The 25741-nt window shown below is 66.3% G+C and carries 23 protein-coding genes and 1 riboswitch; of the genes, 17 read left to right on the forward strand and 6 right to left on the reverse strand.

The features are described 5' to 3' along the window. The first annotated feature begins 138 nt into the window (after positions 1–138). The 10 genes from ACW5DN_RS00150 to ACW5DN_RS00195 all read left to right on the forward strand — a co-directional run bounded on the left by ACW5DN_RS00150 (position 139) and on the right by ACW5DN_RS00195 (position 12503). Entirely contained in the window at positions 139–1185 is a 1047-nt protein-coding gene (locus tag ACW5DN_RS00150; RefSeq protein WP_456960753.1) for an AAA family ATPase, read from the forward strand. Further along, entirely contained in the window at positions 1131–2078 is a 948-nt protein-coding gene (locus tag ACW5DN_RS00155; protein ID WP_456962901.1) for a DUF58 domain-containing protein, read from the forward strand. The genes ACW5DN_RS00150 and ACW5DN_RS00155 overlap by 55 nt, the downstream gene beginning before the upstream one ends. Beyond that, positions 2078–2566 (forward strand): DUF4381 family protein, encoded by a 489-nt coding sequence (locus ACW5DN_RS00160; RefSeq protein WP_456962902.1) that lies wholly within the window; start codon positions 2078–2080, stop codon positions 2564–2566. Before ACW5DN_RS00155 ends, ACW5DN_RS00160 begins: the two co-directional genes overlap by 1 nt. Then, complete coding sequence (locus ACW5DN_RS00165; RefSeq protein WP_456962903.1) at positions 2563–3597, forward strand: vWA domain-containing protein; 1035 nt, start codon at positions 2563–2565, stop codon at positions 3595–3597. The genes ACW5DN_RS00160 and ACW5DN_RS00165 overlap by 4 nt, the downstream gene beginning before the upstream one ends. Then, entirely contained in the window at positions 3594–5387 is a 1794-nt protein-coding gene (locus tag ACW5DN_RS00170) for a VWA domain-containing protein (RefSeq protein ID WP_456960754.1), read from the forward strand. The genes ACW5DN_RS00165 and ACW5DN_RS00170 overlap by 4 nt, the downstream gene beginning before the upstream one ends. Beyond that, on the forward strand, positions 5384–7051 hold the full coding sequence (locus tag ACW5DN_RS00175) for a BatD family protein (protein WP_456960755.1): 1668 nt from the start codon (positions 5384–5386) through the stop codon (positions 7049–7051). The genes ACW5DN_RS00170 and ACW5DN_RS00175 overlap by 4 nt, the downstream gene beginning before the upstream one ends. Positions 7052–7130: 79 nt before the next feature. Then, complete coding sequence (locus ACW5DN_RS00180; protein WP_456960756.1) at positions 7131–8453, forward strand: dicarboxylate/amino acid:cation symporter; 1323 nt, start codon at positions 7131–7133, stop codon at positions 8451–8453. A gap of 198 nt (positions 8454–8651) precedes the next feature. Then, complete coding sequence (gene tkt, locus ACW5DN_RS00185) at positions 8652–10640, forward strand: transketolase (protein WP_456960757.1); 1989 nt, start codon at positions 8652–8654, stop codon at positions 10638–10640. 221 nt (positions 10641–10861) lie between these two features. Beyond that, positions 10862–11233, forward strand: coding sequence for a BlaI/MecI/CopY family transcriptional regulator (locus ACW5DN_RS00190; RefSeq protein ID WP_456960758.1), 372 nt, complete (start codon positions 10862–10864; stop codon positions 11231–11233). Next, positions 11220–12503, forward strand: a complete 1284-nt coding sequence (locus tag ACW5DN_RS00195; RefSeq protein WP_456960759.1) for a TonB family protein — start codon at positions 11220–11222, stop codon at positions 12501–12503. The genes ACW5DN_RS00190 and ACW5DN_RS00195 overlap by 14 nt, the downstream gene beginning before the upstream one ends. Here ACW5DN_RS00195 and ACW5DN_RS00200 read toward each other — a convergent pair. Together ACW5DN_RS00200 and ACW5DN_RS00205 are read right to left on the reverse strand one after the other, a co-directional pair. After that, positions 12498–13484, reverse strand: coding sequence for an MBL fold metallo-hydrolase (locus ACW5DN_RS00200; RefSeq protein ID WP_456960760.1), 987 nt, complete (start codon positions 13482–13484; stop codon positions 12498–12500). The two genes, ACW5DN_RS00195 and ACW5DN_RS00200, sit on opposite strands and share 6 nt — an antisense overlap. A 111-nt stretch (positions 13485–13595) precedes the next feature. Then, complete coding sequence (locus tag ACW5DN_RS00205; RefSeq protein WP_456960761.1) at positions 13596–14429, reverse strand: S1/P1 nuclease; 834 nt, start codon at positions 14427–14429, stop codon at positions 13596–13598. Between the two features lie 189 nt (positions 14430–14618). Between ACW5DN_RS00205 and gap the strand changes: the two genes are divergently transcribed. Then, the gene (gap, locus tag ACW5DN_RS00210; RefSeq protein WP_456960762.1) at positions 14619–15620 is read left to right on the forward strand and encodes a type I glyceraldehyde-3-phosphate dehydrogenase; all 1002 of its coding nucleotides are present in this window, start codon (positions 14619–14621) and stop codon (positions 15618–15620) included. Between the two features lie 156 nt (positions 15621–15776). Here the strand turns inward: gap and fdxA are convergent, their stop codons facing one another. After that, the gene (gene fdxA / locus ACW5DN_RS00215; protein ID WP_456960763.1) at positions 15777–16100 is read right to left on the reverse strand and encodes a ferredoxin FdxA; all 324 of its coding nucleotides are present in this window, start codon (positions 16098–16100) and stop codon (positions 15777–15779) included. A gap of 137 nt (positions 16101–16237) precedes the next feature. Here fdxA and azu point away from each other — a divergent pair, with 137 nt between their 5' ends. From azu to ACW5DN_RS00230, 3 genes are all read left to right on the forward strand, one after another. Beyond that, positions 16238–16696: an azurin gene (gene azu / locus ACW5DN_RS00220; RefSeq protein WP_456960764.1), complete on the forward strand. Its 459-nt coding sequence runs from the start codon at positions 16238–16240 to the stop codon at positions 16694–16696. Positions 16697–16779: 83 nt separating this feature from the next. Next, on the forward strand, positions 16780–17184 hold the full coding sequence (locus ACW5DN_RS00225) for a group III truncated hemoglobin (protein ID WP_456960765.1): 405 nt from the start codon (positions 16780–16782) through the stop codon (positions 17182–17184). 84 nt (positions 17185–17268) lie between these two features. Beyond that, positions 17269–17703 carry a CopD family copper resistance protein gene (locus tag ACW5DN_RS00230; RefSeq protein ID WP_456960766.1) on the forward strand — a complete coding sequence of 145 codons (435 nt, stop codon included), beginning with the start codon at positions 17269–17271 and terminating at the stop codon, positions 17701–17703. A 51-nt stretch (positions 17704–17754) separates the two neighbouring features. Here ACW5DN_RS00230 and ACW5DN_RS00235 read toward each other — a convergent pair whose 3' ends face one another. Genes ACW5DN_RS00235 through ACW5DN_RS00245 form a run of 3 tightly spaced genes read right to left on the reverse strand, consistent with a single transcriptional unit; the run spans position 17755 to position 21538 of the window. Beyond that, positions 17755–18156, reverse strand: coding sequence for an acyl-CoA thioesterase (locus tag ACW5DN_RS00235; RefSeq protein WP_456960767.1), 402 nt, complete (start codon positions 18154–18156; stop codon positions 17755–17757). Beyond that, positions 18143–19153: a ribonucleotide-diphosphate reductase subunit beta gene (locus ACW5DN_RS00240; RefSeq protein WP_456960768.1), complete on the reverse strand. Its 1011-nt coding sequence runs from the start codon at positions 19151–19153 to the stop codon at positions 18143–18145. Before ACW5DN_RS00240 ends, ACW5DN_RS00235 begins: the two co-directional genes overlap by 14 nt. A gap of 39 nt (positions 19154–19192) precedes the next feature. After that, positions 19193–21538 carry a ribonucleoside-diphosphate reductase subunit alpha gene (locus ACW5DN_RS00245; protein ID WP_456962904.1) on the reverse strand — a complete coding sequence of 782 codons (2346 nt, stop codon included), beginning with the start codon at positions 21536–21538 and terminating at the stop codon, positions 19193–19195. Positions 21539–21919: 381 nt separating this feature from the next. After that, positions 21920–22128: riboswitch (cobalamin riboswitch) on the reverse strand. A 165-nt stretch (positions 22129–22293) separates the two neighbouring features. Between ACW5DN_RS00245 and ACW5DN_RS00250 the strand changes: the two genes are divergently transcribed. From ACW5DN_RS00250 to pyk, 3 genes are all read left to right on the forward strand, one after another. Beyond that, the gene (locus ACW5DN_RS00250) at positions 22294–23481 is read left to right on the forward strand and encodes a phosphoglycerate kinase (RefSeq protein WP_456960769.1); all 1188 of its coding nucleotides are present in this window, start codon (positions 22294–22296) and stop codon (positions 23479–23481) included. Between the two features lie 6 nt (positions 23482–23487). Then, a complete protein-coding gene (locus ACW5DN_RS00255; protein WP_456960770.1) occupies positions 23488–24129 on the forward strand; it encodes an HAD hydrolase-like protein in 642 nt (213 codons plus the stop codon). 137 nt (positions 24130–24266) lie between these two features. After that, a complete protein-coding gene (gene pyk, locus ACW5DN_RS00260; protein WP_456960771.1) occupies positions 24267–25733 on the forward strand; it encodes a pyruvate kinase in 1467 nt (488 codons plus the stop codon). Positions 25734–25741: the final 8 nt, after the last annotated feature.

Here is a 25741-nt window from a genome sequence, read left to right on the forward strand (position 1 = left end):
CACCATGAAAACGGGGCCTTCGGGCCCTGTTTTCGTTGGGCAGGACGGAGTCGAAAAGCTGAATGCGAGTCTCCCGGGACGGAACCTCGACAGCTGACATCGGTCAAACTCGAGCGATGCCCCGACCCGAGACCCCCGATGGACGAATTTTCGATGGACGATAGCGCGACCGCCGACCAACCGGATCGCGCATCCGGAACCGACCCGACCGAGCTGGCCCGGCTGCGACGGACGTTCGACCAGCTGCGCACGGCCTTGTCGGTTGAGATCATCGGCCAAGCGGCCCTTATCGACCGGTTGCTGATTGCGCTGCTGGCGGACGGACACTTGCTGGTCGAGGGCGCGCCCGGGCTGGCGAAGACCAGTGCGATCCGGGCATTGGCGGCACGGCTGGATGCCGAGTTCGCGCGGGTCCAGTTCACCCCGGACTTGCTGCCTGCCGACCTGACCGGGACCGAGATCTGGCGTCCTCAGGACGGCCGTTTCGAATTCCTGCCCGGGCCCATTTTCCACCCGATACTGCTGGCGGACGAGATCAACCGAGCCCCGGCCAAGGTGCAGTCCGCATTGCTGGAGGCGATGGGCGAGCGGCAGGTGACCGTCGGCCGGGCGACCTATCCGTTGCCGCCGTTGTTCCTGGTGATGGCGACCCAGAACCCGATCGAACAGGAGGGCACGTTCCCGTTGCCGGAAGCGCAGTTGGACCGGTTCCTGATGCACGTGCGGATCGGCTACCCCGAAGCCGAGGCCGAGGCCGGGATCCTCAAGCTGGCCCGCGATCGCGCGCGCGATGCGCTCAAGCCGGTGACCGCGCCCGCGACGCGGCTGTCGCAGGAGGATGTATTTGCCGCCCGCGATGCGGTGCTCGACGTCCATCTGGCACCGGCAGTGGAGCGTTACCTGATCGAACTGGTGCTGGCCTCGCGCAATGCCGCCGCCTACGACGCCGCGCTCACCCGGCGGATTGCCTGGGGGGCGAGCCCACGTGGATCGATCGCGTTGGAGCGCTGTGCACGGGCGCACGCCTGGCTGGTGGGACGCGACTATGTCACTCCGGATGATGTCCGCGCAGTCGCACCCGACGTGCTGCGCCATCGCATCCTGCCCAGTTACGAGGCGACGGCGGAAGGCTGGGACGGCGACCGGCTGGTGGCCGAGCTGCTGGCCAAAGTCCCACTGCCGTGAGCGACGGCATTACCCCGACGCTGGCAGAACTGGTGGCGCTGCGTGCCGCGGCGAGTGGCCGGCGCGGTGCCAGGCACGGCCGCCACGGGGTCAGTGGACAAGCGCTGTCGCCGATGCGCGGACGCGGAATGGAGTACGCCGAGTCACGCGAGTACATCGCCGGCGACGACGCCCGTCATATCGACTGGCGCCTGACCGCGCGCACCGGTCGCGCCCATACCAAGCTTTATCAGGCCGAACGCGAACGACTGACCTTGATCGTCGCCGACACCGCGCCCTCGCTGTATTTCGGAACCCGGACCCGGTTCAAGTCGGTCCAGGCTGCTCGGGCCGGGGCGGTCGCCGCCTGGGCGGCGGTCCGCGACGGCGACCGTATCGCGGCGTTGCGCGGCAGCCAGGCCGAGCCGCCGGTGACGCCGGCCGGTGGCCCTCGCGGCGCCCTGCGGGTATTGGATGCACTGGTGCGGTGGTACGCAGGGCCGCCCGACGAGGATGCCGGTCTTGGCGTTGCCCTCGACCACGCCCAACGCTTGCTGCGTCCTGGTTCAAGACTGCTGGTGCTGGCCGATCCGCACAGCCTGGCCGATATTGCGGAGCGGCGCTGGTCGGTGTTGTCCCAGCACCATGAGGTCGTGGTACTGCTGTTGACCGACCCGCTGGAGTTGTCGCCACCGACGGCGACGTTGCCGTTTCGCAGCGGTGATCAACGCATCGAGCTGGACCTGGACAGCCCCGCCCGGCGGAAGCAATGGCGCGCCGAGTTTGCTGTCCCACTGGAGGCGGCGCTGGCGTCGTTGCCGGCGCGCGGGGTCCGTGTGCAGGCCTTGTCCTGTGATGCACCCAGTGAGTCGTGGTTGCCGTTGCTGGGCCAGCCACGGCCGATGGTGGCGTGATGCAGGGCGCGGCGCTGGTATTGCGCGACATCCACCAGCCGCCGCCGCCGCCGTGGTGGCCACCCGCACCCGGCTGGTGGCTGCTCGCTGCGCTGGTGGTCGCGGCTGTGGGCGGCTGGGCCTGGTGGGCTCGGCGGCGGCGCAGGCGGCTCGCGGCCATTGCCGCGGTGTTCGACGAGACCGTGGCGGCCGCAGCCACGCCGGCCGCGGAGGTGGCAGCGATATCGGAGTTGCTGCGCCGCGCGGCACGCCGGGTCAATCCCGAGGCGGATCGACTGCAAGGCGACGCGTGGCTGGAGCTGCTCGACCGTGATGTCAAAACCAAGGAAAAACGCGGCAAACGGGCGACTGACAACCGCGGTTTTCGTCAAGGTCCAGGTCGTTTGTTGCTGGACGGAGGCTATCGCAAGCAGGTCGATCCGCAACAAGTAGCAGCGCTGCGCCCACTCGCGCGTGCACGCTTCCTGCAATGGATGGCGAAATCATGATCTCGGCGTGGGACGCGTGGCTGGCGCAGGCATTCGCGGGGTTTGCCTGGCCGTGGTTGCTGCTCGCCGTGCCGTTGCCGCTGCTCGCGCGTTGGCTGCTGCCGGCAAGGCCCAGCCCATCACCGGCGCTGAAGGTGCCCTTCGGTGACCGGCTTGGCGGTCTGGCCGGTACCGGCGGCGTGCGGGGCAGCGGCGTGCCGTGGTTGTTGTGGCTTGTGTGGCTGGCGTTGTGCGTGGCGGCCGCGCGGCCGCAGCAGCTGGGTGAGGCAATCCTGCCACCGGAGCAGGGCCGGGAGCTGATGTTGGCGCTGGATCTGTCGGGAAGCATGAGTGAGCCGGACATGCAGTTGGGTGGGCGCCAAGTGGATCGACTGACGGCGGCCAAGGCGGTGCTGTCGGATTTCCTGGACCGTCGCCAGGGTGACCGGGTCGGACTGGTGGTGTTCGGGCGTCGTGCCTACGCGTTGACCCCGTTGACCGGGGACCTGGCCAGCGTGCGTCTGCAACTGGCCGACAGCGTGGTCGGCCTGGCCGGTCAGGAAACCGCGATTGGCGATGCGATCGGCCTGGCGGTGAAACGCTTGCAGGGCCGGCCGGCAGCCGCCACCGCTGATGGCGATGCCGATACTGTCCTGATTGTGTTGACCGATGGCGTCAACACCGCCGGCTTGCTGAAGCCGTTGAAGGCGGCCGAGCTGGCCCGTGACGCCGGCGTGCGGGTACACACCGTTGCGTTTGGCGGTGGCGGCGCGACGTCGCTGTTCGGCTTCCAGTTGCCGATGGCAGGGACCGCCGATGATATTGACGAGGCGACCTTGAAGAAGGTCGCGGAGATTACCGGTGGCCGCTTCTTCCGTGCCAACGACACCACTGCGCTGGCCGGAATCTACGCCGAGATTGACCGGCTCGAGCCGGTGGAGCGTCCAGGCCAGGCGGTACGACCGAAGCTGGAGCGCTACCCATGGCCGCTGGGCGCGGCGTTCGCGCTGGGCTTGCTGGCTTTGCTCTGGCCCGGCAGGAGGCGCGCGTGAATATCGACCTCGATGCGCTGCATTTCCTTCGGCCTGACTGGTTATGGCTGCTGTTGGGCCTGCCGCTGCTGGGTTGGTGGTGGCAACGTCGCCGGCACCGCGCGAGTGTCTGGCGTGACGCCGTTGACCCGCACCTGCTCGCGCATCTGCTCGCAGACCGACGCGGTTCGCGCAAGCCGCGAGTGCTGCTTGCCGCGTTCGGATACTCGCTGGCCTACCTGCTGGCCGTCCTGGCACTGGCAGGACCGAGTTGGCAGCAGGCCGCGCAGCCGCTGTGGCAACCGCAGACACCGCTGGTCATCGCACTGGATCTGTCCAGCACCAGCCTTGCCGGGGACCTGCAGCCGTCGCGGCTTGCCCAGGCGCGCGCCAAGCTGGCGGTATTGCTGGACCAGCGCGAAGGCGGACAGGTCGGGCTGGTCGTCTACGCCGGTGATGCTTTCACTGTGGCCCCGTTGACCCGCGACGCGACCAACGTGGCGCTGTTCCTGGGTGCGCTTCAGCCCGATGTGATGCCGGTGGAGGGCCAGCGGGGCGACCGCGCGATCGCCCGGTCGGCCAGGCTGCTGGAGCAGGCCGGTTTCCGCAGTGGCCGGATCCTGATGTTGACCAATCAGGCCGATGCCGATGCATTGGCCGCGGCGCGCGCCGCGAGTGCCCGGGGCTATTCGGTATCGGCCGTCGGCTTGGGCACTCCCCAGGGAGCACCCTACAAGACCGCGACAGGCGCCATAGCCAGCACGCGTCTGGAGGTCGATTCGCTACGCCAGCTCGCGGCGGCGGGCGGGGGACGCTACGTCACCCTCACGCCGGACAACACCGACCTGGAGACGCTCGGAGTGCTGGATCCGACGGATACGGGCATGGATGGCGCTGGCGATCAGTCCGCTGCTGCCGAGCACGGTTTGAGTTGGCAGGATGGGGGCTTCTGGTTGCTGCCGCCGCTGATGCTGCTGGCATTGTTCGCGTTTCGACGTGGCGCCCCGGTTGCCGTGATCGTGCTGTGTTTGTGGCTTCCCGGCCGCACCGCGGAGGCCGCGGAGCTGTGGCAACGCCCCGACCAGGTGTCCCATCAGAAGATGGAACAGGCAGCGCAGGCGTATCGCGAGGGCGATTTCGGCCGCGCCGCAGAACTCTACGCAACCATCGACGGCCCGGAGGCCGATTACAACCGTGGCAACGCATTGGCCAAGGCCGGCGAGTATCCCCAGGCGCTGGAAGCCTACGATGAGGCGATTGCCCGCCAGGCCACCATGCCGGACGCGGTCGCCAACCGGCAGGCCGTCGAGGCGGCGATGAAGCGTCAACCGCCAAAGGGCCCGGGCAAAGGCAAGCAACCTGGGGATCAGGATCAAAAAGGCTCAGGACAGGAACCGGAAAACGGGTCCCCATCAGGCTCGCCATCCGACAGTGGCAAGAAGGCCGAGCCGCCCAGCCAACCCGAGGATGGAGAGCCGCAAGATCCCTCCAACGATCCCGGTACTCCGCAATCGCCACCGTCGTCCTCCGCACCGCCCGAGGCCGCCGATGCAAACGCCCAGCAGGCGGCGGACGAGGCCCAACGTGAGCGCATGGAGCAGGCGCTTGGTCAGGCCAGCCAGGAACCGGGCAAGCGTGAGGAATCGGAAGCGTCGACGGCGCCCGCATCGGAGACGCCGGCCCAGCGCGAACGCAGGATCGCCAACGAGGCCTGGTTGGGCCGGATCCCTGACGACCCGGGTGGACTGCTGCGTGCGAAATTCCGGATCGAGTACCAGCGTCGCCAACAACAGGGAGGCAGTGAACAATGAAACCGATGTCGCGAGTAATGCTGCAGGCCTTGTTGCTGCTGCTTTCGATGGCCAGCCTGGCGGCCAACGCACAGACCCGGACCTGGCTTGACCGTGACCGGATCGAGTTTGGCGAGACAGTCACCCTCAACATTGAGACGGACACTGGCGCCAGCCCCGACTACACGCCGCTGCAGGCCGACTTTCAGATCAGCGGGCGCAGCAGCAGCCGGCAGATGACCTTGACCAATGGTCGCGCCGTGTCCCGGACCTTGTATGCGGTCGCCCTGAAACCCCAACGTGAGGGGGTGCTGACCGTGCCGGCACTGGATATTGGCGGCCAGCGCACCGACCCGTTATCGTTGGTGGTGACCCCGGCCAGCGCCGTCAGTCCGGCGCGCGCCGGCGATGATGTGTTCCTGGAAAGCGAGCCCGACGACACGACGCCCTACGTGCAGCAAACGGTGGGCTGGGTGGTGCGCTTGTACGCGGCGGTGCCGCTGGTTTCAGGGCAACTGGACCAGGCGGCGCCGGAGGGCGCGACGTTGCAGCAAGTGGGTGATGATGCGCAATACAGCCGCCAGATCGACGGTCGGCGCTACAACGTGATCGAGCGTCGCTACCTTCTGATTCCCGAGCGCAGCGGCAGCCTGAGCGTGCCGGGTGCCAGTTTCGAGGGCCGGGGCGCGGCCGGGTTCTTCGAGGACTTCCTCGGCCGCGGCGGTGGCGCGTTGCACGCACAGGCGCCACCGCGGGTGCTTGAGGTTCAGCCGATTCCCAAGACCGCGCCGCAGCCGTGGTTGCCATTGCACGACATGAAGCTGCGCTACTTGTCGACGCCCCAGCAACTGCATGCCGGCGTGGCGGCGACAGTGACCGTGGAAGCCGTGGTCGACGGTGCCACCACGGCCCAGGTGCCTGAGTTGCAACTGCCCCCGGTAGAGGATGTGCAAGTATTCGCAGAGCCGGCCCAGACGGACGAACGCTTCGTCGATGGACGCCCACAGGTGACGGTGACACGCCAGTTTTCGCTGGTGCCGTCGAGGGCCGGCGTGGTGACGCTGCCGGGTTTGCAATTGCAGTGGTGGGACGTGGACGAAGGCGCAACCCGCACCGCCAAGTTGCCGCCGCTGGAGTGGACGGTGGCTGCCGCCGCCGGTGGCTTGCCGGTGCCCCCGATGGATGCGTCGCTGCCACCGGGGGTGAGCGAGCCCGCGCCAGCCAATGTGATTGCCGGTGCGGATCGCGGCTGGGTGCTGGCTACCGCGCTGTTCGCGCTGCTGTGGTTGGTGACCCTGGTGTGGGGCTTGCACCGGTTGCCCGCGGGCACGTCGCCATCGGCGGCGTCGACGCCTGGCCGGACCGAGGTCGCAAAGCAGGATGTCGCAAAGCCGGACGTCGCCGGTTTCAAGCGCGCATTGGCCAGCAGTGATTTTGAAGACATTGCCGACCGCTTGTGTCGCCTGGCCCGGTTGCCGGCGGGGAGCATTGATGAGGTGCAGGCACGGCTTGATGAGCCGGCCCAGGTGGATGCGCTCGATGCGATGCAGCGCGCGCGCTGGGGCGGCGGTGACGGGGTTGTCGCACGCCAGATGATGCGTGCGGCATTCGCCCGCGGCCCACGTTGGCGCCCGTCATTGCCGGAGCCCGCCTCGCCATTGCCGCCGTTGTATCCAAAACCCTGAGGGAAGTCCCGCCGGGCCCGGCGTGGAATAGAGGTTCAGGTTTGCTAAGCTCGGCCGCTGTCCAGCAGGAAAACACCCGATGACCGAAGCGAACAGCGGTGCGGACGCCAAGGGCAAAAGCAAGATGCCCTTGCATTGGAAGATGGCAATTGGTTTCGTCGCCGGCCTGTTGCTGGGGATGATCGCGCACTACGTGTCCGGAGCCGACGCCGCCTGGGTGCAGTGGCTGACCAACTACGTGACCCAGCCGGCCGGCCAGTTGTTCCTGCGGTTGATCTTCATGCTGATCATCCCGCTGCTGTTTTCCGCGTTGGTGGTCGGCATCGCCGAGATGGGGGATGTGCGCTCGCTGGGCCGGGTCGGCTGGAAGACGCTGGCTTATACGGTCATCGTGTCCAGCATCGCGGTGGTGATCGGGCTGGTGCTGGTCAACTGGCTGCAGCCGGGCGTCGGCGTCGACCGCGCTGCCGCCGAGCAGATGCTCGCTGAAGGTGCCGACCGTGCGCAGGCGATCGTCGCCAGCAGTGCGGGCCAGGCGCAGGGCATGGACATGTTGCTGTCGATCGTGCCGAGCAACGTGATTACCGCGGCGGCTGAAAACTCGATCCTCTCGGTCATGTTCTTCGCGCTGATGGTCGGCATCGGCCTGGTGATGACCAACAGCAAGGCGGCCGATACCCTGCAACGCGGCATCGAAGGGCTGTTCGAGGTGTCGATGACCTTGATCGGGCTGGTCATCAAGCTGGCGCCGTATGCGGTGTTCTGTTTCATGTTCAACCTGGCGGCATTGTTTGGCTGGGACTTGCTGGTGCGGCTTGGCGCGTATGTCGGCGTGGTGGTGCTGGCGCTGTCGATCCACATGTTCGTGGTCTATTCGATCGCGCTGAAGTTCGTCGGCGGCTATTCGCCGCTGAAGTTCTTCAAGAACTCGCAGGAAGCGATGCTGATGGCGTTCTCGACGTCCTCGTCGAACGCCACTTTGCCGACCGCGCTCAAGGTTGCCGAAGTGGATCTGGGACTGCCGCGCAAGATCTCACGTTTCGTGCTGACCGTCGGCGCTACCGCCAACCAGAACGGCACCGCGTTGTTCGAAGGTGTGACGGTGCTGTTCCTGGCGCAGTTCTTCGGGGTCGAATTGTCGTTGGCGTCGCAGGTCACGGTGATGTTCGTGTGCATCCTCGGCGGTATCGGGACTGCGGGCGTGCCGGCGGGCTCGTTGCCGGTGATCGCGCTGATCTGCGTCATGGTCGGGGTGCCGCCGGAGGGCATCGGCATCATCCTGGGCGTCGACCGCTTCCTCGACATGTGCCGGACCACGCTCAACGTCACCGGCGACCTGGTCGCGGCGGCTGTGGTGTCGCGTGGCGAGAGCGACCCGGTACCGCTGACAATGGCGGATTGATCGGCGCTGGCCAGCGGCGGTAGCGGCGCAAAAGCCGCGCAAGACAGGCGTGGCGCACGGTCGCCAAGTGCGTGAATCCCGGCTTTCCCGCCGCTGCCGATGGCCAAGGTTTGGCCGCACGCGCGGACTCGGCGACAATTGGCGCCCGCCTGCCCGGGTATCTCCGCGCCGGCCGAGCCTTCCCTTCTTGGACCCGTCATGCCCACGCCCAGCCGCCGCGACCTCGCCAATGCCATCCGCTTCCTCGCCATCGACGCCGTCCAGGCGGCCAATTCCGGCCACCCCGGCATGCCGATGGGCATGGCCGATATCGCCGAGGTGCTGTGGAACGATTACCTGAGCCACAACCCGGCCAACCCCGGGTGGTTCAACCGCGACCGCTTCATCCTGTCCAACGGCCACGGCTCGATGCTGCAGTACGCGCTGCTGCACCTGTCCGGCTATGACCTGTCGATCGAGGACCTGAAGCAGTTCCGCCAACTGGACTCGAAGACCCCCGGCCACCCGGAGAACTTCATGACCCCGGGGGTGGAGACCACCACCGGTCCGCTGGGCCAGGGTCTCGCCAACGCGGTGGGCATGGCGCTGGCGGAGAAACTGCTGGCGCAGCGCTTCAACCGTCCCGAGCAAGCGATCGTCGACCACCGCACCTGGGTGTTCATGGGCGATGGCTGCCTGATGGAAGGCATCTCCCACGAGGCGGCGTCGCTGGCCGGTACCTGGGGCTTGAACAAGCTGGTCGCGTTCTGGGACGACAACCACATCAGCATCGACGGTGACACCGCCGGCTGGTTCACCGACGACACCCCGGCGCGGTTCGAGGCCTATGGCTGGAACGTGGTGCGCGGTATCGACGGCCATGACGCGGACGCGATCAAGCGCGGCATCGACGAGGCGATGCTGAGCAGCGACAAGCCGACCCTGATCTGTTGTCGAACCACGATTGGGCACGGCTCACCGGCGAAGGCCGGCAAGGCGTCCAGTCACGGCGCACCGCTGGGCACCGATGAAATCACCGCCACCCGCGCGGCGCTCGACTGGAAACATGAAGCGTTCCATATCGCGCCGGAGATCTACGACGGCTGGCGCGTGGGCCAGGTCGGCAAGTTCCGCGAGGACCAGTGGAACGAGGCGTTCGACAAGTACGCGGCGCGTTTCCCGGAGCAGGCCGACGAGCTGATCCGTCGCTCGCACGCGGAGTTACCGGAAGGTTTCGCGGCCATGGCCGATGCCTACATCGCCAAGCTGCAGGCCGACGGTTCAGTCGTCGCCTCGCGCAAGGCCTCGCAGATGGCGATCGAAGCGTTCGCGCCGCACCTGCCGGAGCTGGTTGGCGGCTCGGCCGACCTGGCGGGATCCAACCTGACCTTGTGGAGCGGCAGCAAGTCGGTCACCACCGACGCCCGCGACGCCAACTACATCTATTACGGCGTGCGCGAGTTCGCGATGACCGCGATCAGCAACGGACTGACCCTGCACGGCGGCTTCATTCCGTATGACGCGACCTTCCTGGTGTTCAGCGACTACGCCCGCAACGCGGTGCGGATGAGCGCGCTGATGGGCGCACGCGCGATCCACGTCTACACCCACGACTCGATCGGCCTGGGCGAGGACGGCCCGACCCACCAGCCGATCGAGCATGTGGCCAGCCTGCGCTATATCCCCAACAACGACGTCTGGCGTCCCTGCGACGCGGTCGAGTCGGCGGTGTCGTGGAAGGCCGCGATCGAGCGTGCGGACGGTCCGAGCTGCCTGGTGTTCTCGCGTCAGAACCTCGACCACCAGCCGCGCGACGCCGCCCAGGTCGCCGCCATCGCGCGCGGCGGTTACGTGCTCAAGGACGGCGGCCCGAACCCGGACGTGATCCTGATCGCGACCGGCTCGGAAGTCGGCCTGGCGATGAAGGCCGCCGCGCAGCTTGGCGACAACGTGCGCGTGGTGTCGATGCCCTCGACCGACGTGTTCGACCGCCAGGACGTGGCGTATCGCGAATCGGTGCTGCCCAAGGCCTGCCGCAAGCGGGTGGCGATCGAGGCCGGTGTCAGCGACTTCTGGGGCAAGTACGTCGGCCTGGACGGAGCGGTGATCGGCATCGACACCTTCGGCGCCAGTGCGCCGGCGGAAAAGCTGTTCCCGCACTTTGGCTTCACCGTCGAGCGCGTGGTCGAGGTGGCGCGCTCGCTGTAAGGCACATCCCACGGAGCCGCCAAGGCAAGGCAATTGCACGCGGCCTGCTCGGCAGCGGTGTACGCGGTCGCCGTCGCGATGTTCGCGGATGGGCAGGTCCGTGCACGGCCTCAGGGTGGTGGCATGGTCATCGGTTGCGAGGCCTGGGCGAGTGGGTGGATCGGTAGCTTGACATCCGCGTTTACATCCGTAATCTGTCAATAGGATTACAGGCGTAAACAATGCAGATCAGCGAAGCCGAATCGATCGTGATGGACGTGCTCTGGCGGCAGCAGCCGCTGGCGGCCGAGGACGTGGTTGTCGCCCTGGCCGAGGGTCGGCAATGGCAGGAAGCGACCATCAAGACCTTGCTCAACCGCCTGCTCAACAAGGGTGCGATTGCTGCCGAGAAGGACGGGCGCCGCTATCTGTACACGCCGGTGCTCAAGCGCGAGGACTGGCTGATCGACGAAAGCGAGAGCCTGCTTGACCGGTTGTTTGGTGGCCGGGTCGCGCCGCTGGTGGCGCACTTCAGTGAGCACCGCAAGCTCAGTCCCAAGGACGTCGCCGAGCTGCGCAAACTGCTCGAGGAGATCGACGATGGAAGCTCCTGAGATGCTTGGCGCGTTGGTCGAGACCACGGTCGCGTCGAGCGTGGCGATCGTGCTGGTGATGCTGCTGCGTCACGGGTTACGGGGCCGGTTCGGTACGGCGACCGCCTATGCGGCCTGGTGGCTGGTTCCGGTCGCAGTGCTGGCGGTGCTGCTGCCGTCAGCGGCGGTTGCACCAGCAGCGGGCGCGATGGGACTGGCCTTGGGTGACACGGTGCCGCAAGCGGTTGTCATTGGAATTCTGGCGACGGTCGACACCGCAGCCGTACTGTTGCCGGTCTGGTGGTTGGGCGCACTGGCGATGGCGTTGCGTTTTTTCCTCCAGCAACGCCGGTTCCGGCGCGCGCTGGGTCCGCTGCGCCAGCGCACCGATGGCCTGCATCAGGCCGGCACGACCAATGGCCTGCCTGCCGTGCTGGGTGCGTGGCGACCGCAAATTGTGGTGCCGGCCGATTTCGATCAACGCTACAGCCACGAGCAGCGTGTGCTGATGCAGGCCCATGAAACCAGCCATATCCGCCGCGGCGATCTACACCTCAATGCCGTCGCCGCCGCCCTGCGTTGCGTGTTCTGGTTCAACCCGCTGGTCCACGTCGCGGCCCGGCATTTTCGTCATGACCAGGAGCTGGCCTGCGACCAGCGCGTGATCGCTCGCCATCCGCAGTCGCGTCGCGCGTACGGCGAGGCAATGCTCAAGACCCAGCTGGCTACACAGCCCCTGCCGCTGGGATGCCACTGGGGTTATAGCCATCCACTCACGGAGAGAATCGCCATGCTCAAGCAACCCATCCCCACGGTTTCGCGCTGGTTGGCCGGCAGCACCGTCGTCGCCGCCTTGAGTTTGCTGGTCGGCTACAGCGCATGGGCGGCACAGCCGCCAAAGGTCGAGTCAAATCAGGAAGTCGTCAGCATTGGAGAGATGGCGCGGCCGTCGTACCCGGCCGAAGCGGTCACTCAGGGCATCGGCGGCAAAGTGAATCTGGTGATAGGCGTGGACGCGCAAGGGCTCCCGGCAGATATCCAGGTTGAGTCGGCCGAGCCGGCCGGTGTGTTCGATCAGGCCGCGGTGGAAGCAGCGCGCAACTGGCGGTTCGAGCCAAAGATCGAAAACGGCAAGCCGGTTGCCAGCCGCATCCGGGTTCCGGTGGAGTTTGATCCTGACCGGCCCGCGCCTCCGGCACCGCCGGCGCCGCCTGCCGCGCCTTCGGCTCATGCGCCGCCGGCGCCTCCCATGCCGCCGGCGCCCCCCGTTGCTCCTGACGAGCGTTCATAAGCCGTCTGCTGGTGGCTCCACCTGCAGCGGCATGCACAGGTAACGGCGACCGTCGGCTCCGGCAGGGGGCAGGCGGCCGCCGCGGAGGTTCACCTGCAGCGACGGGTACAGCAGGTTGGGCGCGGGCAGGTCGGCATCGCGCGCGCTGCGCGCGGCACGGAAGGTCTCCAGAGTCGTTTCGCCCGCAAGCATGCGATTGTCGCGGCGGGACTCGCCGACGCTGACGCTGGCGCGGCGCTCGCGCCCGGCCGGTGGATAGTCGTGGCACAGCCACAGCGTGGTCTCATCGGGCAGTGCATAGAGGCGCTGTATGGAGGTGTGCAGTTGCTCGACGCTGCCGCCGGGGAAGTCGCAGCGGGCGGTGCCCAGGTCAGGGGAAAACAGCGTGTCGCCGATGAACACGTTGTCGCCGATCCGGTAGCTCAGTCCATCGGCCGTGTGTCCGGGCGTCGCGATCACCTCGATGTGCAACCGGCCCGCATGGATGACCTGGCCATCGGCCAGCAGTTGATCGAACGCGTGGACGACTGCGTCGTCGTCGGTGGCGAGTCGGAAGATCGCGGCGAAATGCGCCTGCACCGAGCGGATCCCGGTGCCGATCGCCACTGTCGCCGAAGTTCGCGCCCGCAGGAAGGCGGCCGCACTCAGGTGGTCGGCGTGGGCGTGGGTTTCCAGGATCCGATGCACTTGCAGGCCGTGCGCCGCGATGTGCTCGAGCAGGGCGCCGGCACTGTCGGTGGCAACCCGGCCGGAGCGGTGGTCGTAGTCGAGCACCGGGTCAATCACCACCGCATCGACGCCTCGGCTGACGACGTAGCTCCAGGTGCCGGTCGGATCATGGAAGAACGGCTGGATGAGCAGGTCGGTGGTCATCAGGTTGCTCCCGACTACGGAGGGTTCGCAGCACAACGTGAGGTTGTGCAGGGTATTGATGATGCGTCCGGCAGCGCTATCGGCAAGTGAACAATGGATGTCCTGCATCGCAGTTGCCAGCGTGGTGTTGGTCTTGCTCTCGAGATACGGCCACGTTCGGACGTCACGAGTTGCGTATGCCCGCAGCCGGATCCGTTTTCCCGTTGCGGCGCGCGGTGACTACGGCTCGCCGAATGCCTGGTTCAACACCGCAGCAAGGTTGGCGCCGCCCAGGCGCAATTGCGTTTCAGCCACCGGCCGCCACGCCTGTACGTAGTCGCCGTTGATCTTGGCGCGCGGCGGATAGAAGCCTGGCTGGCGCACGATCGAACAGGAGTGCCTGGCCCATTCGGGGGCACTGTCCGCGATCAATACCGGGTGTCCCGAGGATTGGGATGTCGCCGGCTCCGGCAACTCCCGCAGACGTTCCAGATAACGCGCGGTGTTAAGCCCCCGGGTGTTGAGCAGCCCGCTGTCCCACAACCTGTGCAGGTTGCTGCCCTTGCCGTACAGGTTGATCTGGAACTTGTTGCCGCCCAGGTCGTGGGCGTAGCCGGCATGGGCGGGCTGATGGACATCGCCGACGAAGTGGACGACGAACTTCAGCGCCTGCCGCCGCGCTTCCAGCGGCTGGTCACGATCGGCCAGGATCGTGGTCTGGACCCGGATCGCCTCGACCACGCAATCGCCACCGGGGCAATCACGCGCCGCGTCGTAATGGCAGTCGTTCTCGGCAAGGTTGACGTAATGCCAGCGCGCGCTGCGCTTGCCCAGGTCGGGGTCGCGCTCGCGCAACTCGTCCGCCCAACTGGCGATGCCGGCCAGGTCCCGCGCCGGGTCGTCGGCCAGCAGGCGCTCGACCTCGCTGCGCGCCTGCGGCGTCAACGCGTCGTTGGCCAGTGACGCGACCAGTTGGTGGCCGCGAGGACCCCAGGCCGAAGCGTCGAAGGAGGCGAGCAAGGCGCAGGTGGCCAACGCCAAAGTCAGGGAAATGCCGCATACGGATCGATTCATGCCGACAAGGGTAGCGGAGCAGGATCGTTGCCGCCTTGCGCGACATGCCGTGACGCGTCGCGGCCGCGTCGTTCACGTCGAGGTGTGGGGTGGCAGGGCGGATGGCGCGATGGCTCAAGCCTGTCGTGGCCGGGAATAGGCTAAAATGAGGGGCTTTTCCCCTTACACATGCCCGTCAGGAGCCCTGCAATGGCGATCAAGGTTGGTATCAACGGTTTTGGCCGTATCGGACGCAACGTCCTGCGTTCGGCGATTGAGAATTTCGGTAATGACATCGAAGTGGTTGCCATCAACGACCTGCTGGAGCCGGACTACCTGGCCTACATGCTGCAATACGACTCCGTCCACGGCCGTTTCGACGGTGACGTCAAGGTCGAGGGCGAGCACATCGTCGTCAATGGCAAGAAGATCCGCCTGACCCAGGAGCGCGATCCGGCCAACCTGAAGTGGGACGAGGTCGATGTCGATGTGGTCATTGAATCCACCGGCCTGTTCCTGACCAAGGAAGCCGCGCAGAAGCACCTCGACGCCGGCGCCAAGAAGGTGATCCTGTCGGCACCGTCCAAGGACGACACGCCGATGTTCGTTTATGGCGTCAACGACAAAAAGTATGCCGGCGAAGCGATCATCTCCAACGCCTCGTGCACCACCAACTGCCTGGCCCCGGTGGCCAAGGTGCTCAACGACAAGTGGGGCATCAAGCGTGGCCTGATGACCACCGTGCACGCCGCCACCGCGAGCCAGAAGGTCGTCGACGGTCCGAGCAACAAGGATTGGCGCGGCGGCCGCGGCATCCTGGAGAACATCATTCCCTCATCCACCGGCGCGGCCAAGGCCGTCGGCGTGGTGATTCCGGAGCTCAACAAGAAGCTGACCGGTATGAGCTTCCGCGTGCCGACCTCGGACGTGTCGGTGGTCGACCTGACCGTCGAGCTGGAGAAGCCGGCCACCTACGCGGAGATCTGCGCGGAGATGAAGGCGCAGTCCGAAGGCCCGCTGAAGGGCATCCTGGGCTACACCACCGACAAGGTCGTGGCGACCGACTTCCGTGGCGACACCCGCACCTCGATCTTCGACGCCGACGCCGGCATCGCGATGGACGACACCTTCGTCAAGCTGGTCGCCTGGTACGACAACGAGTGGGGCTACTCCAACAAGTGCCTGGAGATGGTCAAGGTCGTGGCGAAATAATCGCCATTGCCGCACACGAAAAACCGGGCTTCATCGCCCGGTTTTTTGTTGGGTTTCATAAAGGCAGGTCGGAACAACTGCCGTCATCCCCGCGAAGGCGAGGATCCATGGACTTGATTGGCAACGTCCTTCAAAAGCGAACTGATCAGGGCTTCTTCAGCGCTTCAGCAACGGCAACTTGTCCGGCACACCATCCCACTTTTCCGCGTCTTCCAGCGCCGGGATCTTGCGGTCGATCACCGGCCACAACGGCGCCAGTTCGGCGTTGATCGCCAGGAACTTCTCCTGCCCCGCGGGGACATCGTCTTCCGGGTAAATCGCGCCCACCGGGCATTCGTCCACGCACAAGGTGCAGTCGATGCACTCGTCGGGATCGATCACCAGGAAATTGGGGCCTTCGTGGAAACAGTCGACCGGACACACCTCGACGCAATCGGTGTGTTTGCAGTTGATGCAATTTTCGGTAACGACGTGGGTCATGGACGCTCCACCTTAACGGTTTCCGGCATTGCCATTGTCTCGCGATTGGATTCATCGCGGCCCTGACATGGATCAAGGCGGGCTTGCCAGGGCGCCGGGACAATGGCGCCAACACCCCACTACATGGAGCCAGAAAAATGATCCGCAAGTTGACAGCTGTTGCCGTACTCGGTCTTGCCGGGAGCTTTGCCCTGCCCGCGATGGCCGCCGATTGCGCGGCGACGGTCGAAAGCACCGACGCGATGCAGTTCACCACCAAGAGCCTGCAGGTGCCGGCAACCTGCAAGGAGTTCAAGGTTACCCTGAAGCACACCGGGCAGCTGCCCAAGACGGTGATGGGGCACAACTTCGTGCTCGGCAAGACCGCTGACGTCAATGGCATCAATGCCGGCGGCATGAAGGCCGGAGCGGACGCCGACTACGTAAAGGCGGGCGATGCGCGGGTGATTGCGGCCAGCAAACTGATCGGCGGTGGCGAATCGACCACGGTCACCATCCCGGTCGCGAAACTGAAGGCGGGCGAGGACTACACCTACTTCTGCTCGTTCCCCGGCCACGTCGCGATGATGAAGGGCAGCTTGACTCTCGCCAAGTAAGCCTCCATCTGGAGAAGGGCGGCCATCGTGGTCGCCCTTCTTTCGTTTTCGCGGCCGTCGTCGCGAGCTACTGCCGGTATCCCATGACACGCGATTCCACCGAACTCACCGAACAGCAACTGGCGGCTCTGGTCGACCGGTTCTACGACAAGATCCAGGTCCATCCCACCCTGGGCCCGGTATTCAACGCCGCCGTGGACGACTGGCCCGAACACAAGCGCCTGCTGACCTCGTTCTGGTCGTCGGTCGCGCTGGGCGCAGGAACCTATCGCGGCAACCCGATGGCCAAGCACCGCGGCCACTCGATCCATGCCGAGCACTTCGAGGACTGGCTGGCGCTGTGGCGCGAGACCGCCGACGAAGTACTCGATCCCGAGCACGCCCAGCAAGTCCACGACTACGCCCAGCGCATCGGCCGCAGCCTGCGTTACGGCCTGGGCCTGAACGACGGCGGCCGCTCGCTCGGCCTGCCCATCGTCGGCGGCTGAATCCACATAGAGGCGCGTAGGGCGCATTAACAATGCGCCACACCGAAACAATACGCCGCACCAACTCGACAACCAGGAGCGCGCATGGCCAGCTGGTACCCCCTGATCCTGCTATTGCACTTGGCATGCGCGATCGTCTTCATCGGTGCGGTCGCGTTCGAAGTGCTGGTGCTGGAGTCGCTGCACGGCCAGTTCGAACCGGCGTTGATGCGTCGCATCGAGCAGGCGGTGATGTCACGTGCGCGACGATTCATGCCGTGGGTGGTGGCTGCGCTGTTTCTCAGCGGGTTCGCCTTGTTCGACATCCGCTGTGACGGAATCGCCTGCATGGGCTCGCGTTTCGGCTGGCTGCTGCTGGCCAAGGTGACGCTGGCGTTCCTGGTGCTGGCGGTGTTCGCGCGCACGGTGCTGGCCAGCGCGCGCGGCGGCCTGGATCCCTGCAGCGTCCGCCATACCCATCAGCTCATCCTGGTGCTGATGGCAGGCATCGTGGTGCTGGCGAAGCTGATGTTTTATTGAGTGGGGCGAGCGGCGCATTACGCCGTTGGTCTGGCGCATTGTTAATGCGCCCTACGCGGGTGGGGGCGGCGGCATCGGGGGTACCGGCGTCGGTCGGCCACTGTCATCCAAGGCGACCATCGTGAAGCGGCCGCGTGTGGCCAGCTGCGCCTGGCCCGAATGTAGATCCTCGGCGTGCATCTCCACTTCTACCTGCAAGGAGGTGCGACCGGTGGCGATCACCCGTGCGACCAATTGCACCAGCGCGCCCTGGTTGACCGCGGTGTGAAAGTCGACCTGCTCCGAGCGCGCGGTGACCACCGTGCAGCGCGCGTAGCGTGAGGCAGCAATGAATGCAGCCTTGTCCATCCACGCCAGCGCCTGGCCGCCAAACAGCGTGCCCAGGTGGTTGGTGTGGTCGGGGAAGACGATCTCGGTCATGCGTGCCTCGGTGGCGGGCTCAGAACGCGGCATCGAAGGCGACCTCGCCCTGCACGCCGACCTGATAGGCGGACACCCGGCGTTCGAAGAAGTTGGTCACTTCCTGCACGTCCTGCAGGTCCATGAAGCCGAACGGATTGCTTGCGCCGAAATGCGTTGGCATGCCGAGCTGGCCGAGCCGCTGGTCGGCGCAATATTCCAGGTACTGGCGCATGTCCTTCAGCGACAGGCCGACCACGCCACCAGAAAGCGTGTCGGCGGCGAACAGCATTTCGCATTCCACGGCCTCGGTCAGCATCTGGATGACATCGCGCTGCATCGACTCGTCAAACAGCTCCGGCTCCTCCTCGCGCGCGGTGCGGATCACCTCGAAGGCGAACGCCATGTGGCAGCTTTCGTCGCGGAACACCCAGTTGGTGCCCGAGGCCAATCCATGCAGCAGACCGCGCGAGCGCAGGTAATACACGTAGGCAAAGGCGCCGAAGAAGAACAGGCCTTCGGTGCAGGCGGCGAAGCAGATCAGGTTGAGCAGGAACTGGCGACGCTGCTCGCGAGTCTCGATGCGTTTCAGGTCCTGGATCGAGTCGATCCACTTGAAGCAGAAGTCGGCCTTGGCGCGGATCGACGGGATGTTCTCGACTGCCGCAAACGCTTCGGTACGCGCTTTGTCGTCGGGCAGGTAGGTGTCCAGCAGGGTCAGGTAGAACTGCACATGCAGCGCCTCCTCGTACAGTTGCCGCGACAGGTACATGCGGGCTTCGGGCGCGTTGATGTGCTGGTAAAGGTTCAGCACCAGGTTGTTGGCGACGATCGAGTCGCCAGTGGCGAAAAATGCGACCAGTCGTTCGACCAGGTGGCGCTCGGCCGGGCCGAGCTTGCCGCGCAGGTCGTTGACGTCGAGCGAGAAATCGACCTCCTCGACCGTCCAGGTGTTGCGGATCGCATCGCGGTACATCTCGTAGAAACGCGGGTAGCGCATCGGGCGCAGGGTGAGGTCGAAGCCGGGGTCGAGCAGGCGTGGAGTGGTCATGGGGATTCCTTAAATGTGAGGGAGTGAATGCGCGGCGCGTTACTGGCAGGCTTCGCAGCTTTCCGGATTTTCCAGCGAGCAGGCGATCGCCTCGCTGCCGGGTACCGGCGCGCTGACGGTCGATTTGGCGATCCGCGTCGCCGGCCGCGAGCGCAGGTAGTAGGTGGTCTTCAAGCCCTGCTTCCACGCGTACATGTACATCGATGACAACGCGCCGATGTTCGGGTTCTCCATGAACAGGTTCAACGACTGGCTCTGGTCGATGAAGGCACCGCGGTCGGCGGCCATGTCGATCAGCGAACGCATCGGCAGTTCCCAGACGGTGCGGTAGATCTCGCGCAGGGATTCGGGAATCGCGGTGATGCCCTGGATCGAGCCGTCGGCCATCTTCACCGCGTCGCGCAGTTCCGGGGTCCACAGCCCGAGCGTCTTGAGTTCCTCGACCAGGTACTTGTTGACCACCAAAAAGTCGCCCGACAGCGTCTCGCGTTTGAACAGGTTGGACACCTGCGGCTCGATGCATTCGTAGCAGCCGGCGATCGAGGCGATGGTGGCGGTCGGGGCGATCGCGATCAGCAGCGAGTTGCGCAGACCGTGCTCGCGGATGCGCTCGCGCAGTGCGTCCCAGCGCGCCGGGTCAGACGGCGCCACGCCCCAAGCCTCGAACTGCAATTCGCCCTGCGAGGCGCGGGTGTCGCCGAACGCCGGATGCTTGCCTTGCTCGACGGCCAGCTCGCAGGAGGCGGCCAGCGCATGGAAGTAGATATCCTCGGCAATCCGCTTGGACAGCTCGCGCGCCGGCTCGGAATCGAACGGCAGACGCAGCTTGAAGAACACATCCTGCAGGCCCATCGCCCCCAGTCCGACCGGCCGCCATTTCAGGTTCGCGCGGCGTGCGGTGTCGATCGGATAGAAGTTCAGGTCGATCACACGGTCGAGCTGCCGTACCGCCAGGCGCACGGTCTCGGCAAGCTTGCCGAAATCGAACAGGGCCGCCCCGCTACCGGGCGGCCCGCCCTCGACGTGGTGGGCGAGGTTGATCGAACCCAGGTTGCAGACCGCAGTCTCCTCCTGCGAAGTGACCTCCAGGATTTCCGTGCACAGGTTCGACAGGTGCACCACGTTGCCCTCGCGCAGGGTCTGGTTGCAGGCGCGGTTGGACTTGTCCTTGAAGTTCATCCAGCCGTTGCCGGTCTGGGCGAGGGTGCGGATCATCCGCCCGTACAGCTCGCGCGCCTTGACCTGACGGGTCGCCAGACCGGCGGATTCGGCAGCGTGATACGCGCGGTCGAACGCCTCGCCGAACAGGTCGGTCAATGACGGCGCTCCGCTCTTTGCCAGCGCAGCCGGATCGAACAGCGACCACATCGCATCGGCTTCCACCCGGCGCATGAACTCGTCGGGGATCCAGTTGGCGAGGTTGAGGTTGTGGGTGCGGCGGGCGTCCTCACCGGTGTTGTCGCGCAGTTCCAGGAACTCCTCCACGTCGGCATGCCACGGCTCCAGGTACACACAGGCCGCGCCCTTGCGCTTGCCGCCCTGGTTGACCGCTGCAACTGAGGCATCGAGCGTCTTCAGCCACGGCACGATGCCGTTGCTCAGGCCGTTGGTGGAGCGGATCAGCGAGCCGCGCGAGCGCACCCGGCTATAGGACAGGCCGATGCCGCCGCTGAACTTGCTCAGCTTGGCGACGTCCATGTAGCGCTGGTAGATCGCTTCCAACGAGTCCTCTGGCGAGTCGAGCAGGAAGCAGCTCGACAGCTGTTCGTGGGTGGTGCCGGCGTTGAACAGCGTCGGCGAGCTGGGCAGATAGTCCAGCTGGGCCATGCGCCGGTACAGCGCGAGCGCGTCGGCCACGTCCTCCGACAAGGCGCAGGCGATGCGCAGGAAGAACTGCTGCGGGGTCTCGATCACCGTGCGCGCGGTCGGGTGGCGCAACAGGTAGCGGTCGTACACGGTGCGTAGACCGAAGTAGTCGAAGCGGGCGTTGAGGGTGTGGTCGATCGCGTCGTTGAGCTTGCGCGCGTTGGCCTGCACGAAGCCCAACAGACGCTCGTTGATCAGCCCCAGGTCGTAGCCGCGTTGCACCGATTGCGAGAACGCGTTGATGTCGATGGACGCGACTTCCTTCTCGATCACCCCGGCCAGCAGGCGCGCGGCGAGGCGACCGTATTCGGGCTCCTCGGCGGTCAGCAGGGCGGCGGTGCGGATCGACAGTTCGTCCAGCTCGGACGTGGTCGCGCCGTCGTACAGGCCGGAGATCGTGCGGGTGGCGACGCGCATCGGGTCGATCGCGTACAGGTCGTCGCTGCAGCGGGTGATCGCACGCACGATTTTGTTGAGGTCGACCGGTTCGTGACTGCCGTTGCGCTTGGTCACGCGCATGCTGAGTGCGGTGGCCGGCGGGGTCAGGGTGAAGCCGGGTTCGGCGGCTCCTTTCGGGGGTATAGACGGGTCGGTTGCGGCAATCGGGTCGAGGTCGGCCGTGGCTGGTTCGAGGGTGGTCATGGGTGGGCTCCGGTGCAGGGCGCACGGGTCGACGGCCTTCCCTCGAAGGTCGACGCACGGAGGCATGGGCGCACCGCCGGCACGCGCAAAGCGTGCTGTCGACGGCACGGCCACGCCCCCGCGGGCGGTGGAATTCTCGGGTCTGAAACGGAAGGTGTCGCCGGGCATCGAAGGACGCCCTGCCACCCTGCCCGAGGCAGGGTTCTGCGACACCGACCGTCTTCCCCCGAAGACTCCCTGGCCGGTCACCGCGCGGTGTGCATCACGCGGTTGTCGGCAGGTCTTCGGGCTCTGGACGTGGGCAGGCAGTGCCTGTCTTTCCTACTGGCCGTCGCTTCCCAGGGCGTGTTGCCCCAGTGCCAAGACGGCTTTCGTTTCCATTTACCGCTGCGGGGCAGCGCCGGATTCACACCGGCTTCCCTTTTCAGCCGATCGCGAGGATCGGCACCGACGGGCACAACATATCGTGTTTTAATTTTTAGTCAACACAATATGTGGGAAATGCCCGGTGTCGCAGAATGGCTGCGTCCTCGTCAACCACGCAAGGTTTGCCCGGCATCTCCACGAACTGGACAATGGCCAGTCCCGCCTGGTGAACGTCCAGGCTCACCCGCATGACTACGGAAGCACCCATGACCATTCTCCGCATGACCGACCTCGACCTTTCCGGCAAACGCGTATTGATCCGCGAAGACCTGAACGTGCCGATCGAGCATGTCGCCGGCCAGCCGGCCCGCATCACCTCCGAGCAGCGCATCGCGGCGGCGCTGCCGACCCTGCGACTGGCACTGGAAAAGGGCGCGGCGGTGATGGTGATGTCGCACCTCGGGCGGCCGACCGAAGGCGCGTGGAGCGAAGCCGATTCGCTGGCGCCGGTCGCCAGTCGGCTGTCCGCGCTGCTCGGCATCGAGGTGCCGCTGGTCAAGGACTGGGTCGACGGTGTCGATGTCGCGCCCGGCCAGTTGGTGTTGCTGGAGAACTGCCGCATGAACGTCGGCGAGAAGGCCGATGACGATGCCTTGTCGAAGCAGTATGCCGCGCTCTGCGATGTGTTCGTGATGGATGCGTTCGGTACCTCGCACCGCGCGCAGGCGTCCACCCACGGCGTCATCCGGCACGCACCGGTCGCGGCCGGCGGCCCGCTGCTGATGGCCGAGCTGGACGCGCTGGGCAAGGCGCTCGACCAGCCCGCGCGGCCGTTGCTGGCGATCGTTGCCGGCTCCAAGGTCAGCACCAAACTTGAATTGCTGTCCTCGCTGGTCGGCAAGGTCGACCAACTGATCGTCGGCGGTGGCATCGCCAACACCTTCATCGCCGCGATGGGCCATGGCGTGGGCAAGTCGCTGGTGGAGATGGACCTGGTCGACACCGCGAAGCAGATCATGAGCGATGCGAAAGCGCGCGGCGCCGACATTCCGGTGCCGACCGACGTGGTCGTCGCGCCCGCATTCGCGGCCGATGCACCGGCGACGGTGAAGGCGGTCGATGCGGTCGACGCCGACGACATGATTCTCGATATCGGCCCGGACACCGCGGCGCGCTACGCGGCTTTGATTCGCAGCGCCGGCACGGTGGTCTGGAACGGCCCGGTCGGGGTGTTCGAGTTCGACGCGTTCGGCAAGGGCACCGAGGTGCTGGCGCGTGCGATTGCCGACAGCAACGCATTCTCGATCGCCGGCGGTGGCGACACCCTGGCTGCGGTCGACAAGTACGGCATCGCCGAGCGGGTCAGCTACATCTCCACCGGCGGCGGCGCGTTCCTGGAGTTCCTGGAAGGCAAGGAACTGCCGGCGGTGACGGCACTCAAGGCACGCGGCTGAGCACCGATGAAACCCACCCTGTTTTTCGATATGGACGGCACGCTGATCGACTCGGCGGTCGGCATCACCCGTTGCGTGGCCCACGCGCTGACGCAGATGAACGTGGCAGTGCCGCCGCAGTCGGAGCTGCGACGCTGGATCGGGCCGTCGCTGCGTACCAGCTTCGGCCCGCTGTTCGACGACCCCGCCGATGTCGAGCTTGCGGTGGAGCATTACCGCGAGCGTTTCGAGACCCACGGCTGGGCCGAGCACGACCTCTATGACGGGATCGACGAGGTCATCGAGTCGCTGCATGCCGACGGCCACCGGCTCGCGGTGGTGACCGCGAAAAACGAGCCGCATGCGCGCAAGATCGTCGACCACCTGCCGTTCGGCCATCGTTTCGACGATGTGATCGGCGCGACCATCGACGGCAGCCGCAGCGACAAGCCCGAGCTGATCGCCGAGGCATTGCAGCGGCTGCAGCTGATTCCGTCACAGTGCTGGATGATCGGCGACCGCCACATGGATATCGACGGTGCGCGCCATCACGGCATGCGCAACATCGGCGTGTTGTGGGGGTTTGGCGGGGAGGCGGAGTTGCGCGCCGCCGGTGCCCAGGTACTGGCCGCCGCGCCGGCGCAGTTGCCGGGTCTGCTGGGGGGTTGATCCACCCGCGAATCGCGGGTTCTCGCGTTGCCTGCCGGGCCATCCGAGGGGCGGGCCGGCAGTGGTTTGTATCGGGCAGGACGGACGTGAAGACGTGCTAGCGTGATCTGATCGATCCCTTGCATGGAAGTCTGCCGATGGCCGCGCTGCTGCGACGTACCAAGATCCTTGCCACCCTTGGCCCGGCGACCGACGCGCCCGGCGTGCTGGAGGCGATCATCGCCGCCGGTGTCGATGTGGTGCGGTTGAACTTTTCCCACGGCGACCCGGCATCGCATGTCGCACGGGCCGAGGCGGTGCGCGCGGCCGGGCACAAGGTCGGCCGCGAGATTGGCATCCTGGCCGACCTGCCGGGGCCGAAGATCCGCATCGACCGCTTCGCCGAGGGCAAGGTGCGCCTCAGTGCCGGGGACCGCTTCGATCTGCTGGCCAGCGCCGATGCCGCGCCGGGCACGCAATCCGGGGTCGGCGTCAGTTATCTCGGTTTGCCCGGCGATGTCGCCGCGGGCGACGTGCTGCTGCTCGATGACGGCATGATGCAACTGCGGGTGGAAGCGGTGGAAGGCCAGCGCATCATCACCCGCGTGCTCAACGACGGGGACCTGTCGGATCGCAAGGGGCTGAACAAACAGGGCGGCGGGCTGTCGCTGGGCGCGCTGACCGAGCACGACGAAGAACTGATCAAGGTCGCCGCGCAGCTTGGCGCCGATTTCATCGCGGTGTCGTTCTGCCGCACCGCCGCCGACATGCACGACGCCCGCCGGATCGCGCGCGCCGCGGGCAGCGACGCCGCGCTGGTGTCGAAGATCGAGCGTGCCGAGGCGATCGAGAACCTGGGCGAGATCATCGACGCCAGCGACGTGGTGATGGTGGCCCGCGGCGACCTCGGCGTGGAGATTGGCGATGCCGAACTGCCCGGCCTGCAGAAGAAAATCATCCGCGAATCGCTGGCCCGCAACCGGGTGGTCATCACCGCCACCCAGATGCTGCAGTCGATGGTCGAAAGCCCGATCCCGACCCGGGCAGAGGTGCTCGATGTCGCCAACGCGGTGATCGACGGCACCGATGCGGTGATGCTGTCGGCCGAATCCGCCGCCGGCCGGTATCCGGTCAAGTCGGTCGAGGCGCTGGTGCGGATCTGCCTGGGCGCGGAGCGCCAGTTCGACCACGACACCGATTTCGAGGCCGCCCCACGCAACCTGCAACGCGCCGATCAGGCCATCGCGATGGCGGCGATGTTCGTGTCTGAGCACATCGGCGTGCGTGCCATCGTGGCGATGACCGAGTCGGGTGGCACCGCGCGCTTCCTGTCCCGGTTTCGTGCGCCGGTGCCGATCTTCGGCCTGTCCCGCCATCCCGGTACACGTCGAAAGATGGCGCTGATGCGCAGCGTCATCCCGCTCAGCTTCGACAGTCGTGGACTGGACACCCAGGACGCCGTCCGCAGCGCCATCAGCCAACTGTTCGACGCAGACCAACTGGCCATGGGCGAACGGGTGATCTTCACCAGCGGCGACCACATGGAGCACCGTGGCGCGACCAACACCCTGCGCCTGCTGCAGGTCGGAGAAGGTGGCAAGGCGGAAGGTCCGGACGAGCTGTGATGAACGGT

The sequence above is a fragment of the Lysobacter sp. A289 genome (genome assembly GCF_054072675.1).

Excerpts from the sequence above, each read along its gene's own strand:
- ACW5DN_RS00150 (WP_456960753.1), top strand. The coding sequence starts at position 139 with ATGGACGAATTTTCGATGGACGATAGCGCGACCGCCGACCAACCGGAT.
- ACW5DN_RS00160 (WP_456962902.1), top strand. The coding sequence starts at position 2,078 with ATGCAGGGCGCGGCGCTGGTATTGCGCGACATCCACCAGCCGCCGCCG.
- ACW5DN_RS00165 (WP_456962903.1), top strand. The coding sequence starts at position 2,563 with ATGATCTCGGCGTGGGACGCGTGGCTGGCGCAGGCATTCGCGGGGTTT.
- ACW5DN_RS00175 (WP_456960755.1), top strand. The coding sequence starts at position 5,384 with ATGAAACCGATGTCGCGAGTAATGCTGCAGGCCTTGTTGCTGCTGCTT.
- ACW5DN_RS00180 (WP_456960756.1), top strand. The coding sequence starts at position 7,131 with ATGACCGAAGCGAACAGCGGTGCGGACGCCAAGGGCAAAAGCAAGATG.
- tkt (WP_456960757.1), top strand. The coding sequence starts at position 8,652 with ATGCCCACGCCCAGCCGCCGCGACCTCGCCAATGCCATCCGCTTCCTC.
- ACW5DN_RS00190 (WP_456960758.1), top strand. The coding sequence starts at position 10,862 with ATGCAGATCAGCGAAGCCGAATCGATCGTGATGGACGTGCTCTGGCGG.
- ACW5DN_RS00195 (WP_456960759.1), top strand. The coding sequence starts at position 11,220 with ATGGAAGCTCCTGAGATGCTTGGCGCGTTGGTCGAGACCACGGTCGCG.
- ACW5DN_RS00200 (WP_456960760.1), bottom strand. The coding sequence starts at position 13,484 with ATGCAGGACATCCATTGTTCACTTGCCGATAGCGCTGCCGGACGCATC.
- ACW5DN_RS00205 (WP_456960761.1), bottom strand. The coding sequence starts at position 14,429 with ATGAATCGATCCGTATGCGGCATTTCCCTGACTTTGGCGTTGGCCACC.
- gap (WP_456960762.1), top strand. The coding sequence starts at position 14,619 with ATGGCGATCAAGGTTGGTATCAACGGTTTTGGCCGTATCGGACGCAAC.
- fdxA (WP_456960763.1), bottom strand. The coding sequence starts at position 16,100 with ATGACCCACGTCGTTACCGAAAATTGCATCAACTGCAAACACACCGAT.
- azu (WP_456960764.1), top strand. The coding sequence starts at position 16,238 with ATGATCCGCAAGTTGACAGCTGTTGCCGTACTCGGTCTTGCCGGGAGC.
- ACW5DN_RS00225 (WP_456960765.1), top strand. The coding sequence starts at position 16,780 with ATGACACGCGATTCCACCGAACTCACCGAACAGCAACTGGCGGCTCTG.
- ACW5DN_RS00230 (WP_456960766.1), top strand. The coding sequence starts at position 17,269 with ATGGCCAGCTGGTACCCCCTGATCCTGCTATTGCACTTGGCATGCGCG.
- ACW5DN_RS00235 (WP_456960767.1), bottom strand. The coding sequence starts at position 18,156 with ATGCCGCGTTCTGAGCCCGCCACCGAGGCACGCATGACCGAGATCGTC.
- ACW5DN_RS00240 (WP_456960768.1), bottom strand. The coding sequence starts at position 19,153 with ATGACCACTCCACGCCTGCTCGACCCCGGCTTCGACCTCACCCTGCGC.
- ACW5DN_RS00245 (WP_456962904.1), bottom strand. The coding sequence starts at position 21,538 with ATGCGCGTGACCAAGCGCAACGGCAGTCACGAACCGGTCGACCTCAAC.
- ACW5DN_RS00250 (WP_456960769.1), top strand. The coding sequence starts at position 22,294 with ATGACCATTCTCCGCATGACCGACCTCGACCTTTCCGGCAAACGCGTA.
- ACW5DN_RS00255 (WP_456960770.1), top strand. The coding sequence starts at position 23,488 with ATGAAACCCACCCTGTTTTTCGATATGGACGGCACGCTGATCGACTCG.
- pyk (WP_456960771.1), top strand. The coding sequence starts at position 24,267 with ATGGCCGCGCTGCTGCGACGTACCAAGATCCTTGCCACCCTTGGCCCG.